The 15,847-nt window shown below is 49.5% G+C and carries 10 protein-coding genes and 1 pseudogene; all 11 read left to right on the top strand.

Going from position 1 to position 15,847, the window contains the following annotated elements:
- Positions 1-2,013: S-layer homology domain-containing protein (locus ACFQ88_RS31260; protein ID WP_379460516.1), on the top strand; the 2,013-nt coding region annotated here is incomplete at its 5' end.
- A 92-nt stretch (positions 2,014-2,105) separates the two neighbouring features.
- Positions 2,106-2,433: pseudogene (locus ACFQ88_RS31255) on the top strand (amino acid--tRNA ligase-related protein); the annotation flags it as partial.
- Between the two features lie 558 nt (positions 2,434-2,991).
- Complete coding sequence (locus ACFQ88_RS31250) at positions 2,992-4,950, top strand: ABC transporter substrate-binding protein (protein WP_379460514.1); 1,959 nt, start codon at positions 2,992-2,994, stop codon at positions 4,948-4,950.
- Between the two features lie 89 nt (positions 4,951-5,039).
- Positions 5,040-6,038 (top strand): ABC transporter permease, encoded by a 999-nt coding sequence (locus ACFQ88_RS31245; protein WP_379460512.1) that lies wholly within the window; start codon positions 5,040-5,042, stop codon positions 6,036-6,038.
- 2 nt (positions 6,039-6,040) lie between these two features.
- Positions 6,041-7,186: an ABC transporter permease gene (locus tag ACFQ88_RS31240; RefSeq protein ID WP_379460510.1), complete on the top strand. Its 1,146-nt coding sequence runs from the start codon at positions 6,041-6,043 to the stop codon at positions 7,184-7,186.
- Between the two features lie 87 nt (positions 7,187-7,273).
- Positions 7,274-8,317 carry an ABC transporter ATP-binding protein gene (locus ACFQ88_RS31235; protein WP_239634031.1) on the top strand — a complete coding sequence of 348 codons (1,044 nt, stop codon included), beginning with the start codon at positions 7,274-7,276 and terminating at the stop codon, positions 8,315-8,317.
- Entirely contained in the window at positions 8,310-9,332 is a 1,023-nt protein-coding gene (locus ACFQ88_RS31230) for an ABC transporter ATP-binding protein (RefSeq protein WP_379460508.1), read from the top strand. Before ACFQ88_RS31235 ends, ACFQ88_RS31230 begins: the two co-directional genes overlap by 8 nt.
- On the top strand, positions 9,319-9,876 hold the full coding sequence (locus ACFQ88_RS31225; protein ID WP_379460506.1) for an HAD family hydrolase: 558 nt from the start codon (positions 9,319-9,321) through the stop codon (positions 9,874-9,876). Before ACFQ88_RS31230 ends, ACFQ88_RS31225 begins: the two co-directional genes overlap by 14 nt.
- A gap of 27 nt (positions 9,877-9,903) precedes the next feature.
- Complete coding sequence (locus tag ACFQ88_RS31220; RefSeq protein ID WP_379460504.1) at positions 9,904-10,929, top strand: LacI family DNA-binding transcriptional regulator; 1,026 nt, start codon at positions 9,904-9,906, stop codon at positions 10,927-10,929.
- 296 nt (positions 10,930-11,225) lie between these two features.
- Positions 11,226-12,665: a hypothetical protein gene (locus tag ACFQ88_RS31215; RefSeq protein WP_239634035.1), complete on the top strand. Its 1,440-nt coding sequence runs from the start codon at positions 11,226-11,228 to the stop codon at positions 12,663-12,665.
- Positions 12,666-13,593: 928 nt separating this feature from the next.
- Entirely contained in the window at positions 13,594-15,141 is a 1,548-nt protein-coding gene (locus ACFQ88_RS31210) for a hypothetical protein (RefSeq protein ID WP_379460502.1), read from the top strand.
- The last annotated feature ends 706 nt before the right edge of the window (positions 15,142-15,847 follow it).

Below are 15,847 nucleotides of genomic sequence, written 5' to 3'. Positions count from 1 at the left end.
ACGGTGAACGTCGGGTTGAGCGACGGAACGAATGTATCAGCGAGCGTAACGTGGAACGGCGGCAATCCTGCGTACAACGGAACGGTACCGGGGGCGTACAAGTTCGTCGGCACATTGACGCCGCCGAGCGGGACGACGAACCCGGCCGCGCTTACTGCGGCGGTCGTCGTGACGGTCGAACCGCGGACGATCAAGAGCGTCGCGGACGCCGTATACCGGACCGCAGGATACGGAACCCCGCTTTCGGAGCTCGGATTGCCGGCGACGGTGAACGTCGGGTTGAGCGACGGAACGAATGTATCAGCGAGCGTAACGTGGGACGGCGGCAATCCTGCGTACGACGGTAATACGCCGGGACGATACGCCTTCAAGGGCGAGTTGATGTTGCCTTCGGGCGCGACGAATCCAGGCGGCTTGACAGCGACGGCGGTCATTACGGTGGTGGAAGCGCCGGTGGCGCCGCTGCCGATCGCAAGCGTCGTTCCGCTGTCGGCCATGACGGTCGACTACGGGACGCCCTTGTCCGGTCTCGTGCTGCCGACTATGGTTAACGTCGTCCTGAACGATGGATCCATCGTAGGCGCCCGGGTGTCATGGGACGATGGGGTACCGTCTTATAACGGCAACGCGGCGGGGGTTTACGCGTTTACGGGTACGTTGACTCCACCTGCCGGCGTGACGAATCCGGAAGGCTTGACGGCGACGATGGTCATTACGGTGGAGAAAGCGCCTGTCGCATTGGTCGGCTTGGAGGTTGACGAGAATACTTATCACTTGAGGGCCGGATCGTCCCGTGCTATCCTCGTCAAAGCGTCGTACTCGGATGGACATCGGACCGATGTCACCGATGCGGCGAAGTACACGACCTCGAACGCCTCCGTCGCGGAGGTAGGGGAGAACGGCGTCGTTCGAGCGAAAATGCGGGGGACGGCCACGATCTCGATCGAATACGGCGGTCTTCGCTCCGAAATCCAAGTCGATGTGTATCGAACGTCGCGCGAGAACGACGAGAAGGGAGCAGCCGCGGTGCCGACCGTAACGAGAAAAACGACGACTGCCTGCTCTAGCGGCGGATGCACAGCGACGTTCGGCGAGGAAGTATCGATCGAGATCCCTGGATTGCCCGGAGACGCGATCGTCACGATCGAAAAGATCGGGCTGCCTCCTGATTCGGTACCGGCTGGGCTGCATTTGGCGAGCGACGTGTTCGAACTGTTGCTGGGCACGGGAATGACGTTTTCGGAGCCGGTAACGCTTCGTTTCGCCTTCGACGCGGCGGCGGTGCCCGAAGGGTTCCTCGCGGCCTTATTCTACTTCGATGAAGCCCGTGAGGAATGGGTCAAGATCGAAAGCCGGGTCAAGGGTGGGTTTGTCGAGGCGTCGGCAGATCACTTCGCGAAGTTCGCCGTGTTTGCCTTCGAAGCATCGTCAGCGTCGCCTGCGAAACCGACAGCGACGCCAGCACCGCCGCCGCCGCGGTTCCTCGACATGGACGGTCACTGGGCAGACTCGTTCGTCGCGCGGGCGGTAGAGCTCGGTATTGCGAACGGGTATGACGCGCGCACGTTCGCGCCGGATGCGCAAGTAACGCGAGCGCAATTCATTACTATGCTGATGCGGACGCTCAAGGTAGACAGCGGGGCCACGCCGCGATTCACGGATGCTGATACCATCGAAGCGTGGGCGGCGTCCGCCGTTGCTGCGGCGGCCGAGCGCGGCATCGTCGTCGGCTTCCCGGACGGTACCTTCCGGCCGAACGCCATCATCACGCGGGCGGAGATGACGACGCTGCTTGTCCGCGCGGCGGGCTTGGAGACGTCGGGAGGCACCGAGCCGGCGTTCGCAGATGCAGCGGACGTACCGACTTGGGCTCGTGGCGCAGTCACCGCGGCGGAGGGGATCGGTCTAGTGCAAGGCCGTGAAGGCGATCGATTCGAGCCGTCCGCCACCGCAACGCGCGCGGAAGCCGTCGTCCTTCTGCTGCGGATGTTGGATTTGAATTTAAACCCATAGTTAGGTAACCGCTGGCCGTACGTGGTCGGCGGTTTTTTTCGTTGTTATCGCCTGATAAAGAGTAAGCCGTTTGATGACAAGAACATTTGCCTTTCCCTCGTGAAATACGTCCGATGTATGCGATGCCGGCACCAGAGAACGGCGCACTCACCGCTTCGTTTGATTTGATCTTTAACGGCCTCGAAATAACGACTGGAGGCCAGCGGACTCACGATTACGAGGAGCTCTCCGCTTCAATACGCAGCCGGGGGCTGAATCCGGATCATTTTGCCGGATATCTTGACGTGTTTCGATACGGCATTGCCGCTGCACGGAGGATTCGCAATCGGTCTTGAACGCCTTGCCTCACGTTTACTCGGCCAGTCAAATGTACGGGAAGCTTCAGCGTTCCCTCGTGATCGAACCCGGCTATTTCCTTAAGTGATTGCAGAAAAGGCTGCCGATTTTTTCGGCAGCTTTTAATTATAATAACATTTAGAAGAAATTATGAAGAATGCGACCTGATGAAGGAAAAAAGTAGTCGTTTGCACGCGAACAGGCGAAACTGATACAGTTTGTAGTCGGTCGAATTTCAGGCAGGCCATCCGGTGTTCAGCAGGAGGGAAGTTTTTGTTTTGAATTAAAAAGATAATAATTTGTTTAAAACTATTGCAATGTAAGCGATCCCAATGTAGTATTGGGTTAAGCGCTTACTCTACATTGGTTAAGCCGTCCAATTAAATCGGTTTAACGATACACTTCTGCTAATACCTCTAACCTCCACAGAGATCCGCCACTTATGTTACATCTTACATCCATCCATTTTAACCACATACATAAAACGGGTTCGTTTGTATTACCATTATATAAAAGCGTTTTCATTTTCAAGTGCTCTATTAAACCGGTTTAATGCCTTCTGGGAGGTGATTCATACAGGGACCAAGTGTTATGTTATGGTATTGCTTTTATAAAGTTAGTCAGATTATGGAGGGGATTATCTTGAAAAGCAGCTGGTATCTATTATGTATGCTTTTATTGGCAGCAACCGGTTTGGTTGCCTGCGAGAGCGACCCGAGCTCCAAGACCAACGTAGAAGTAACTCCAACAACGCCCCCTGTCGTCGCTCCCGATAAGATTTCAGCTTTCAAAGAAGCTCCGATGCTCAACAAGCTGGTTAGCTCGGGAACGTTGAAACCGGTAGCCGAACGCATGCCGGTCAAAGAAGATATTATGGTGGAGAAGGTGGTCGAAGAAACGGGTACGTACGGCGGCGATTGGAAGCTGCCATGGGGAGGCCCTAATGACCGCTGGACGGTTGGCCAACCAACAGAGGAAGCGCTGTTCCGCTTTAACAAGGACGGCAGTACGGTGGAGCCTAACGTGGCAAAGGGTTATGACGTGAATAAGGATTCCACCGAATTTACCATTTACTTGAGAAAAGGGATGAAATGGTCTGACGGCATGCCATTTACCGCCGACGACGTTATCTTTTACTGGGAGCATATGCTCACCAAGGAAACCTTCGGCAAAAAAATATATGACGCTTATTATTCCGTCGATCCGGTGTCCGGGGAAAAAGCGTTGGCCAAGGTGACGAAAGTGGACGATTACACGTTCAAAGTCGTACATAAATATCCAAGCGTGCAGTTTCTGGAGCGTGTCGCCATCGACAACAAATGGTTTTTCGCTCCGGCTCATTTTCAGAAAACCATTTTGCCGGAGTTCGTAGGCGATGACAAGGCGCTCGAAATCGCCAAGAAATGGGGCTTCGAAGATATCAAATCATTCCTGGTCGCCACCGGTTATTATTACTGGGTATACCCGCAAATTCCAACCTTAAGAGCGTGGGTAGCGAAGAACGATCCGAACAGTGACCAATTTATTATGGAACGTAATCCGTACTTCTGGAAGGTGGACTCGGCCGGTAACCAGCTTCCGTATATGGACCGCATCGTAGCGGCCAAGGTACAGGATCCGGCACAGCGAATTCTCGGCACGTTGGCCGGCGATTTCAATCTGCTGGAATTTGATTTTAAAGACTTCACGGTATTAAAGGAAAATGAGAAGAAAGCGAATTTTCGGGTTATCCCATGGAACACCCCCGCTTGGTCCAGCGCAGGCATCCAGTTGAACCAGACGATAGCCGATCCTAATCTGCGCAAGCTGTTCCAGGATATCCGGTTCAGAGAAGCGCTATCCATTGCCGTAGACCGCAAGGAAATTTCCGAGATCGTGACCAACGGGCTAGGTGCTCCCCAACAAGCATCGGTGCCGGAAGGGCTGGTAGGCTATCAGAAGGGCTGGGCTGAGCAGTGGAGCCAATTCAACCCGCAACGGGCCAATCAAATTTTGGATGAAATAGGCCTGACCCAACGCGATAAAAACAATTTCCGCCTGCATCCCGACGGATCGGACTTAACAATTACCATCGTTGAAGCGAGCACCTCGACGGCTCCTTTCCTAGAGTTGGTCAAGAAATATTATGAAGCTGTCGGCATTAAGGTCGACCTGAAGGTCGTGGATCAAGGAACGCATCAGGAGCAGAAGTATTCGAACAAAATCCCGGCCACGACCGAGAACATCTCCATCGTGAACGTCTCTTTCCGTCCCGATACGCTGGTGCCTCTTCGAGTATTGACTCCATGGTACGGAAGCTATGGACTGTACACCTCATCCAATGGAAAAGAGGGCGTGAAGCCCGAAGGCGACGTAGCGTTGATTCTCGACTATTGGAATAAAGTCAAAGCATCAACAACTAAGGAAGAAATCAATAAATGGGGCAACGAGATCGTCAAGCTGCATCAGAAGAACCAATGGATCATCGGTTACGCAGGCCCGACGCCCAAGCTGATTGTCGCATCGAACAAAATGCACAACGTCCCCAAAGATCTCATTCATTCCGATGAGTTCCGCAGCCTGGGGCACGGACATCCGTCCCAATTTTTCATTAAGCCGTAAGGAAAAATGAAATCCGGCGGGAAAATCGCAGGTTTCCCGCCGGTATTACCGGGCAATCCGAATCAAAAGCGGAGAGGAATGGATAAGAGATGCTTCCTTATATAGCAAGAAGGATCGTGCTGGTCATCCCGGTGGTCATCTTTATTTCCATCATCGTATTCTACATCATTCAGCTTCCTCCAGGTGACTATGTATCCAACTATGCGGCCAAAATGTCCGTCGCGGGCGACGTCATGTCGCAGCAGGACATGGATGAAATGCGGGCTAACCTGAAACTGGACCAGCCGTGGTTTATCCAGTACTTCATATGGATGAAGAACATCCTGCTGCATTTTGACTTCGGTTATTCCTTTAACTACAACAAGCCCGTTCTGGCCGTCATCGAGCAGTATATGGCCTTAACCTTGATCGTTTCCCTGGTCACGATGGCCTTTACGTATTTGGTCGCGATTCCTATCGGAATTTATTGTGCGGTAAAGCAATACTCCGCCGGGGATTACCTGTTCTCGGCTATAGGCTTCCTGGGAATGGCGACCCCCCATTTCTTGTTAGCGATTATATTAATGTATCTGTCATATGAATATTTCGGAGATCCTCTTCTCGGCCTGTTCTCCAGCGATTATGTCAACGCTCCGTGGTCTATGGGCAAAGTGCTGGACCTGCTCAAGCATATGATTATTCCTGTTATCGTAATCGGATTGGCCAATACGGCAGAGCTGATCCGCGTGATGAGGGGGCAGATGCTCGATGAATTGAACAAGCCGAATGTGGTTACGGCCCGGTCCAAGGGCTTGTCGGAGACTAAGATTTTGCTGAAATATCCGACGCGCGCCGCTTTGAATCCGATCATCAGTACGATCGGGTGGTCATTAACTTCAATCTTTACGGGATCAACGATCACGGCGATCGTCCTCAATCTGCCGATTCAAGGCCCCGTAATGTATAACGCATTGCTGGGTCAAGATATGTACTTGGCTGGAACGTGGCTGTTGTTCATGGCCATATTGACGGTTATTGGAACGCTGATCTCGGATATTTTATTGGCATGGCTCGACCCCAAAATTCGTACAGAGTTCAGAGGGATGTAACTATGAAAACGATAACAGTGTTCAAAAGGCAATCCGTCCCTCGGCATAAGAGGCAGAAGGACGACAATCTCTACTACAGCTCTCAATGGCGTCTTATGTATCAGCGGCTCAAAAAGCATAAGCTCGCCCGCGTTAGCTTGTTTATTTTGGCGCTGTTTTACCTGGCGGCTATCTTCGCCCAATTCATAGCACCTTACGATCTACAGAGCTACGACAGCAAATACGTGAATGCACCTCCTATGAAGCTTCACTTTATCGATGCGGACGGGGAATTCCATCTTCGCCCTTTTGTGTATGAGCTGAAATCAGGGAGAGACCCGGTTACTTTCAGGAAAATCTTCGTGCCGGACAAATCGATTAAATACTCGCTCCGTTTTTTCGTCGAGGGAGAGAGCTACCGCTTCTTGGGTATTATTCCAACTTCAACACATCTGTTTGGAGTGGACCAACCGGGTCGCCTGTTCATATTCGGCACAGACGGGATGGGGAGAGACTTATTTTCGCGCATTGTGTTGGGCAGTCAAATCTCCCTTAGCATTCCGCTGATCGGGGTCGCAATAAGCTTTGTCTTGGGCTTAATCATCGGCGGGATCTCGGGATATTTCGGCGGATGGATCGATTCGGTCATCCAAAGAATCATTGAAATCATCCGCTCGTTCCCAACGCTGCCGCTCTGGATGGCGCTCTCAGCGGCTATTCCGCCCCGCATCCCGGTCGTGACGATGTATTTGTATATTGTCATCATCTTCGCCTTCATCGGATGGACGGAGTTAGCCCGTGTGGCGAGGGGGAAATTTATCTCGCTCAAAAACGAAGAATACGTGCTGGCAGCGAAAATCGCAGGCGTCAGCGATACGAAAATTATTATTAAGCATCTGCTTCCCGGTTTCATTAGCTATTTGGTCGTGGCGACGACCTTAGCCATCCCCGGCATGATTCTCGGCGAGACGGCAATGAGCTTCCTCGGTCTCGGGATTCGTTCACCTGCCACGAGCTGGGGTGTGCTGCTCCAGGAAGCCCAGCAAATCGATAACGTGGCGCTTTACCCGTGGAAGCTGATCCCGCTTGGATTCGTCATTGTTACCGTACTTACATTTAACTTTCTGGGTGACGGGCTTCGTGATGCGGCTGATCCTTACAAGAGATAAAGGACGCGGGCCGAACAATGCCGCACCTTGCACACCATACCCAATGCAAGTCACCATTTCCCATACAAAGCGAGGGGATCGTATCGAATGAATGCTCAAGCTGCTTCCGGCAAACCGCTGCTTTCCGTCCAAGACCTGAAAATCCGCATTCAAATAGATAACGGGGAAATGAAAGCGGTCGACGGAGTCGATTTCGAAATCAAAAAAGGAAAGACGCTAGGCCTTGTAGGCGAATCCGGCTGCGGCAAAAGTTTAACGAGCCGGGCCATCCTCAGTATTAATCCGAAGGAGTGCGAGACGTCGGGCCGTATCGTATACCATTCGGATTCGGAGAAAGCGTTGAATGAGCTGAACCTGCTCTCCCTAAAACCGAACAGCAAGCAGATACGCTCCATCCGGGGCCGCAAAATCGCGATGATTTTCCAGGAGCCGATGACCGCATTTTCCCCGATGTACACAATTGGAAACCAGATTATGGAGGCAATTCTCATCCACCGCACCAAGGATAAGAAGGAAGCCAAGCAAATAGCGCTTGAAATGCTCGGTAAAGTAGGTATCTCCGATCAAGAGAAGCGGTTCGATCAATTTCCGCATGAGTTTTCAGGCGGCATGCGGCAGCGCGCCATGATCTCAATGGCCTTGTCCTGCAACCCGGAGCTATTGATAGCCGATGAGCCGACTACGGCGCTGGATGTGACGATCCAAGCGCAGGTGCTGGAATTAATGAAACAGCTTCAGGTGGAATTCGGAATGGCTATTTTGCTGGTTACACATGATCTCGGCATTATTGCAGAGATGTGCGACGAGGTGGCCGTCATGTACTTAGGGAAAATCGTGGAGCAAGCCACGGTGCATGACATCTTCTACAACCCGAAGCACCCGTATACGAAAGGCTTGCTTCAATCGATGCCAAGGATGGGCGGTAGCAGACATAAAAGATTGGAATCCATTGAAGGTACCGTCCCCATGCCGGTCAATATGCCTCCGATGTGCGGTTTCTACGACCGTTGCAAGGAGCGAATCGCAGGCGTGTGCAACATGCAAACCGTGCCCCAAACACGGATATCCGATAACCATACAGTGAGATGTTTTTTGTACCAGGATGAGGGAGGGGACAGTGGACATGGCTAAACGATTATTGGACGTCGTTAACCTGAACAAAGAGTTTCAGGTGAAATCAGACAAAACGTTTTTTCGCAAGCCTGCTTCCATCCGCGTATTAAGCGATGTGTCCTTTGAGCTGTACGAAGGTGAGACGTTAAGCATCGTAGGGGAATCGGGCTGCGGGAAGACGACGTTGGGACGATGCATCGTCAGAGGCATGAATGCGACCTCGGGCCAGGTGCTCTATCATACGGAGGATGGCGGGCGGGTCGACTTTTTATCGCTGCGGGGCAAAGATTTCAAGAAATTAAGAAAAGAAATCCAGATGATCTTTCAGGATCCTTACTCCTCATTAAGCCCGAGAATGAGCGTGTATGACATTATTTCCGAACCTCTTCTGGCCAATTTCAAGCTGTCCAAATCGGAAGTCGAAGAGAAAGTGACGGACATAGCGCAGAAAACCGGCTTGAACGTCAGCTACCTTAGAAGGTACCCGCACGCATTTTCAGGGGGACAGAGGCAGCGTATCGCTATCGCACGCTCGTTAATCTCCAATCCGAGGCTGATTGTGTGCGATGAAGCGGTTTCTGCTCTGGATGTTTCGATTAAGGCGCAGATCATTAATTTACTTAAGGACCTGCAGCAGCAGCTGCAAATCACGTATATTTTTATTTCCCACGATTTGTCCATTGTACAGAATATTTCTGATAGAGTTGCCGTCATGCATCTGGGCAAAATTGTGGAGTTAGCGCACGTAGAGCTGTTGTTCAAGCAGCCTAAACACCCCTATACCGAAGCACTGCTGTCAGCAGTGCCCGAGCCGGACCCGGATTTGAAGAAAGATCGAATTATTCTTGAGGGAGAGGTTCCTAACCCTGCCAATCCTCCGAGCGGATGCCACTTCCATCCCCGGTGTGCTTATAAAACAGATTTATGCGTCAAGAAGGAGCCTGAACTAATGTCCATTGGAGACGGGCATTACGTTGCCTGCCATTATGCCAACGATTTAAAACTGAGAGGTGTAAATCATGATGAATCTTAATATGGAAAAAGCCTCGGAGCCGAAAAAGCTGATTATCTTTCTAGACTGTGGAGATACGATTATTGATGAAGGTACGGAAATTCGCGATGAGAACGATATCGTCATTAAAGCCAACGTGATACCCGGAGCGGATATCATGGTGAGGACGCTAGCGGAGCGAGGCTTTACGATGGCTATCGTGGCCGACGGATACGCGCAGTCGTTCAAAAATATTTTAACGCAAAACGGACTGTACGATTATTTTGCGACGATGGTATACTCCGAAACGGTAAAAGCGTTTAAGCCGAGTCCGCGCATGTTTAAGGCGGCGATCGGAGCTCTGGATCTGAGCATGGACGATTGCCCCCGCATCATGATGGTAGGGAACAATTTGAGCCGGGATGTGAAGGGCGCCAATCAAATGGGCATTACGAGCGTCTTCTTAAACTGGACCCCCCGGTATCCAAAGCAGCATGCGGACGAGAGCGAAAAACCGGACTATACGATCAGCGACCCGCTTGAATTAATTGAATTGGCGGAGCGGCTGAATGAGCGGTTAGCGTAGCAATCTTGGAAGGATGTCAGGTAACAAATGGCCAAAATCGATGATGTGGCAAAATTGGCGAACGTGTCGAAAGGTACCGTTTCAAATGTATTCAGTCAAAAACGCCCTACAAGCAAAGAAGTGAGGGAGAGGGTATTAAGCGCATCCAAACAGCTTAATTACGTGCCGAATCATATTGCGCGGAGTCTGGTTACGAAGAAAACGATGGCTATCGGATTGGCGATCCCACACGGCAATTTCTTTTTTAGCGCGTTTCATAATCAATTCATAAACGGAGTCGTATTGGAGGCTTCCTATTACGGCTATAGGGTTCTACTCGACATGATTCCCGCTCATAAGGTGAAAACGCCTTTCTTGTCGAGCTACCCGATTGACGGGGCGGTTGTCATGTGTCCCACGATAGACGATGAACGCATCTATCTGATGCATCAGAAGCAAATCCCGTTCGTTACGGTAGGCAAAGTCATGAATGCCAATGTGAATAACGCCCCGTATGTAGATAATGATAACTACAAAATAATCTATAGTATATGTAAATATTTACTTGACAAAGGCCACCGAAATTTGATGTTTCTGAACGCCAACGAACATATGACCGTATCGATAGTCCACAACGAGGGCTTTGTCCAAGCGTTGAAGGATCATCATATTCCGGTGGAGGATTATATGATTCACCATAAGCCGGCGCTTCTATCCTCGGATTATATTAATTATGGTTACAAGGAGACGGTCCATATACTTGGTAGTCAGAGGATGAAGGTAACGGCCATCATTGCTGATGATGACCGAACCGCATTCAGCGTCATGAACGCTATCAAGCATTTGAAGCTGCAGGTACCGAAGGATATATCGATCTTTGTCATCTGTGGAGATCTATCAATGATGGGCTCATTGAATCCTTCCTTGACGAGCATGGATCTGCAGCCCTCGGAGCTTGGGGCCGAATCTGTCCGCTTATTGATGCACAAGCTCGGGATGCTGCAAGGGGATTATCCGGACCATCGGATCGTTGAGAGTGTAGTTGTCGAGAGAAATTCATGCCGTTCCATTTGATTGGCGTTAGCGCCTTGAGAAACGCAGAGGATGCCATTAATTTAATGTAGACCCCGAAAAGTTACTTCTGTCCGTAACGAATGGCTATTCGAGCAGCCCCGTGACCCCGAAATGTTAGATATCGTATAATCATTAGGCGATTCGTTGACTCCGAAATAAACCTTACTCCTAGCGGCTTGCCCTATAGGCAGGCCGTTTTTGCCTGGAATGGAAAAACCTCACTCTATTTCCCATTGTCTATTTGTCCAAGAAACTATAAAATAATAGTAGTGTGCCAATGATCGGGGGGGAATAGGATGAGTGTCAAAATACAAGAAATTCCTCGATTCATATTTGATGAACTGCTTGTTCTTATTGGGGAAAAGACGAAGGAAAAGCTGCTGAAGCTGGTGCTGCAGGACGAGAGCGATATTATTGAAAATTATATGCGCAACATTATGAACAATATCTTTTTTAACGACGATGACATAGTAGATTTGCTGGAAATTAAATCGACTTATCATAGAAGACGTCAGTTAACCAAGAAAAACTGGTTCAAGCAGCTGAAGAAGGACGTAGAGTCCAAACAAAACTCGAGCATTCATGAGGAGCGGGAAGTGCTGCTCAAGTTTCTGGAGAGCAAGAACGCCGACGACAGCTTCAAGGAAATGCTGAAGAGCATTAAAGACGTGGAGGGTTTCGTCCAAACCCGGCTGAACGAGATCGAGGCATGGGCTGTCGATACGGATACCCGGCTGACGGATTACCCGTATTTGGATTCGAAGCAGCAGTATCAGATCGAGAAGGCGTTCGAGAACGATATCGTCTTTATTATCGCCGACTTTTTGAAGAACGCGCCGCGCAATTGGATTACGCACCGGTTCAAGGATCTGATCGAGAACCCGATCTTTGCCGACGGGAAGGCGAAGCTGAAGGGGAACGTGCTGTTCGATTCGGAGCAAAAAGCGACGATCATCTACGACGACTACAAGCTGAGCGATAACCGCGTCCTTCGCTCTTTCATTTCCATTGAAGAGAACGAAGAAGTACAGATCGACAAAATGTTTCTGCTCGACGAGACCGATTCGGAAATATTGGAGCACATTATGGAGCACCGGGCGGAGCGGTTTTACACGGATAAGACGATCGCATTCGACCTGCGGCCTCTATTGACCCGAATCTACGGCAACACGAGCCAGAAAGCGTATGATTTGATTACGAAGCGGCTGCAAAAAATCGGCCGTTTCAGCCTGGAGGGCAGAACCACCGGGCCGAATAAGGAGACGCGAACGACGTTCTTGTACAACCTGTTCGAATACGTTATCGTATCCAAGGAGGATGCGACAGGCCGCCGGTATGCCGAGCTCAAGTTTTCGGACACGCTTCACCAGCAGTTTATTACGAAGCAGACCGTCCAAATTTACAGCCACTTTATTCACCGTCTGGAGAACCGTCTGTCCAAAATTTTGATCTACGCGTTCCAGAAGGAGCGGCTGGACGCTTATTTGCAGGGACGGAACATGAAGAAGCACTTCGAGTATACCTTCTTCTCGGACCGGATCCGGTTTCGCTCCAAGCGGATCGACAGCAATCTGAAGCAAATCGACGCGTCGCTGCAGGAGTTTAAAGAAGCGAACATTTTGATTAACGACTACAAAAGGGTCGGCAACGGGTTCGAGATCATCTTGACGCCGGTTACCGAATCGGAAAAAGCGGACTTTTTTACAGGCACCGCTACGCCATCCCTGATTCAATAGACGCTGCTTTTTACCAAACTAGCGTACCGCGTTTCATGTAAAAAGTGAGGACATGCATCCAGCATGTCCTTTTTTTTGCGTTTCCTTTGAAAGCTTCATGAAAAGCGGGGGAGTTTTTACGAAAAACACGTACCCTTTGTATAGCTTTTTACACAGAAGGTATACTTTTTTTCGCTTTTTTACAATGATCGCGTACTTCAAATCCGCTTTTTACGGAAAAAGCGTACTGAAAAAGATGTTTTTACAAGATTAGCGTACTCGATGAAAAAACCCAAGTGTGGCGCGGAAAAATTATAGATCAATATGACGTTTTTACGATACCATTTTTACTCTTTACACGTACTTAACAATCTCTTTTTACTCAATCTGCGTACTTCGATACAATATTTTACGAAAATCACGTACTATTTCTCACAATATTTTTTTTGGTTATTCACAAAACCCGCTCCATCCCGCTGTGTAACGGCTTTACGGGTTTTTACGAAAAACGCGTACCGTTTTTTTCGGTCGCTTATATGACCTTTTTACAAAAAGCTCGTACTCTATCGCGTCTACCTTCCTACTATCATTGTTGATATAATGGAAAATGTCGAAAAAGAAAAGTTATCCACATGTGAATAACTTAGAAAAAGAAAAAAGCTCCCATTTACCATGGAAGCTCTCAACATGGAATGCTACCAACATCCCGTGTTTACTGAGTATTACCAGTACTCAGCGTAAGCAAAGAAACATTCGAGTCCGATCAGCGCTCGCTACCAACGATGAAGATCGTGACTCCATAAGACAAGCTTCTTGAAGTGCGTCCAAAAAAATTGGACCCTCAGAGGCCTGTTTGCTTGTTGTCTTTTGATTATTATATCAAAAAGGACTGCAAAAATCTAGGATAAGAGAATGCTTGGAAATCTGTGGCGAAAGGAGGGTACCCTTCATGCAAAAGCTCGTATTCTTGAATAATTTGAAAGGCAGGGTACACCTCCAGGCGACGAATCCCGTCGTAGTCAGCCATCAGTTTTATCATGCATTCAAGAGAATAGAGGAGCAGTTCGAGTATAACAAGGATCAATTCCTATTCCGAAACGACGGCAGAGGGCGTCTGATTCATCATATTACGAAATCGGACATCCAGCTGTTTATAACCGTGCAGACCGTGTTCAATACGAAAGGCACGCTGGAATTTTGCAACCGGAACCGGATCTATCAGAAGCAGGCGGAGCTGTTCGAGGATCCTGTAACGAACGATCAGTTTTATGTGTCATTTCAAAAGTTTATCGATATGGGCCTCATAACGGTAACGGAGGAAGAAGTTACAGGTACTTGCCACTATACACTGAATCATTATTTGCAGCCGGATACCGGAACGATCGGGTATTACTTCCTGCTGCCCCCGGCGGTATTCACGAACGCCTTCTACAAGCTGCCTCTGGCCGCTCAAAAGTGGTATCTGGAGGGCGCCGCGCAGCAAAACGACAGTCCGTCCAAGGCGCTGGAAAAAAATCTGCGCACCGACGGGAAAGACGGCGGCTTGTACAAATGGCTTCATAAAACCAACCTCAATCAAATGAAGAGGCTGATCGACGTCTTGACGAAGCAGCCTGTATTCGAAGGGCAGCCGCTCTTCGCGGCCACGGCTGCGCTTAAGCCGAACTCTACCGGCTATTACAAGGCTTGCTATTCGATTAACCCTTATTTCATTATCCCCAAGGAAAAAGGATCGCATTACCATGAAGTGGTAAAGCCTAAGAAATCGTACCGCAGGTTAACCCAATACATTCAATCGCAGCTGTTCCAGCTGGGTATAGGCGATTTGGAGCAGCATAACGACGGGCAAAGCTTTCTTCAGCTCGTCAGCCTGATGAAGAAGAAGAGCTCCTCGTTCATTCGGTATGTGCTGCATAAGATCAAGGAGCTGCACGGCAAGCATTTTATTTTCCCGTCGGACATCGTCCGGTTTGTGAAGGAAGAGATCCGCCATCAGGGGATGTCGCTTTATTTGGATATTGCCAAGCAAACGGGAGTATACCGGTTTATCGCTCCGAGAAGCACGGATGACCGGGCGAAGCGCTCCTTCGAATTCGCGTCCGCAATGAGCTTATTCGATCTGAATTCGTTCCGCAAGCTGTGTAAGGCAGCACTTCCAATATTGCAAAAAGACTACGCCCGGACGCCGATACACGGCCCTGTCGCCTATAAGCGCGCGAACGGAACGTTAGAGCGGCGGATGGGAGACGCAGCCGCAGCTGAAATTCATGCTTATGCGTACCGGCTGCAGGTAGACCCGTACGAGTATCGAACGATAGAAGACCTCGCATTGCAAAAGCTGCATGAAGAAGCTCCGGCAGCCGTGAAGCAGTGGATCTTGAACCAATTGAGGCATGCGCCGAAATGGGAATGGATTCCCGACGTGCCTCTCGGATTCAAGCTGGAGGATTTCCTCGTCCAAGTGAGACCGCCTTCTATCTCCGTTATTCGAGGATAAGCAGCTGCTGCTGTTTGAACTGAAGATCATATTACAGCCTTCCGCTCACTTTTTTGAAAAAAGGGGAGCAGAGGGCTTTTCGTGCTGCCGTCCATTCGCCGCTCGGCAGCAGCCGAGCGCTCTTCTTTATTGAACATTCAGCTGCCGATCATTTCAACGCATGATTGCGCTGCATAAATACTACAAAGGTGCAGGAGCATTTCATCCCAAAGGGGATAAAAACAGATATTCACTTGTGGATACAGTGGCGAATGTGAATCGTTTGATGTGAATAGAAGGATACGCCAAACAGCCGTATATAATAACAGAATAAGCTTTGGGGATAAAAGTTTACAATTGTGTACAAGGAGGAGCCTTCGGGGCTTACTGCCAGTGATGCGCCTATTGCGGCTGTCATTCGATCGGATGCATAAATATTCAACTGTTTTTGTATACGAAATGGAAATTCTCTCTGTATTTATCCTTCTTAAATCGAAGGTTCTCTGTAATTAAATAAAATAATCCCGTTCATCCCTTGCAGGGCAAGGTGAATCCAGTCCCTAAGAGATTTTATTATTGTAAGAGTGTTTATGTTTTAAGAGAATAGTATTATTCCATTACAATTTGAACGTGTTCGGCGAAAAAAAGGGGTTGACGATGAGGCGGCAGGCCGTTACAATAAATCCATAGTAATCCACTAGGTATTATACAATAAAATCCTGTCACA

Source organism: Paenibacillus sp. NPDC056579, from assembly GCF_042793215.1.
Classification (GTDB): domain Bacteria; phylum Bacillota; class Bacilli; order Paenibacillales; family NBRC-103111; genus Paenibacillus_S.
The sequence above is the reverse complement of the archived record's forward strand: the minus strand, read 5'-3'. Positions and strand labels throughout refer to the sequence as shown.

Excerpts from the sequence above, each read along its gene's own strand:
- ACFQ88_RS31245 (WP_379460512.1), top strand. The coding sequence starts at position 5,040 with ATGCTTCCTTATATAGCAAGAAGGATCGTGCTGGTCATCCCGGTGGTC.
- ACFQ88_RS31240 (WP_379460510.1), top strand. The coding sequence starts at position 6,041 with ATGAAAACGATAACAGTGTTCAAAAGGCAATCCGTCCCTCGGCATAAG.
- ACFQ88_RS31235 (WP_239634031.1), top strand. The coding sequence starts at position 7,274 with ATGAATGCTCAAGCTGCTTCCGGCAAACCGCTGCTTTCCGTCCAAGAC.
- ACFQ88_RS31230 (WP_379460508.1), top strand. The coding sequence starts at position 8,310 with ATGGCTAAACGATTATTGGACGTCGTTAACCTGAACAAAGAGTTTCAG.
- ACFQ88_RS31225 (WP_379460506.1), top strand. The coding sequence starts at position 9,319 with ATGATGAATCTTAATATGGAAAAAGCCTCGGAGCCGAAAAAGCTGATT.
- ACFQ88_RS31220 (WP_379460504.1), top strand. The coding sequence starts at position 9,904 with ATGGCCAAAATCGATGATGTGGCAAAATTGGCGAACGTGTCGAAAGGT.
- ACFQ88_RS31215 (WP_239634035.1), top strand. The coding sequence starts at position 11,226 with ATGAGTGTCAAAATACAAGAAATTCCTCGATTCATATTTGATGAACTG.
- ACFQ88_RS31210 (WP_379460502.1), top strand. The coding sequence starts at position 13,594 with ATGCAAAAGCTCGTATTCTTGAATAATTTGAAAGGCAGGGTACACCTC.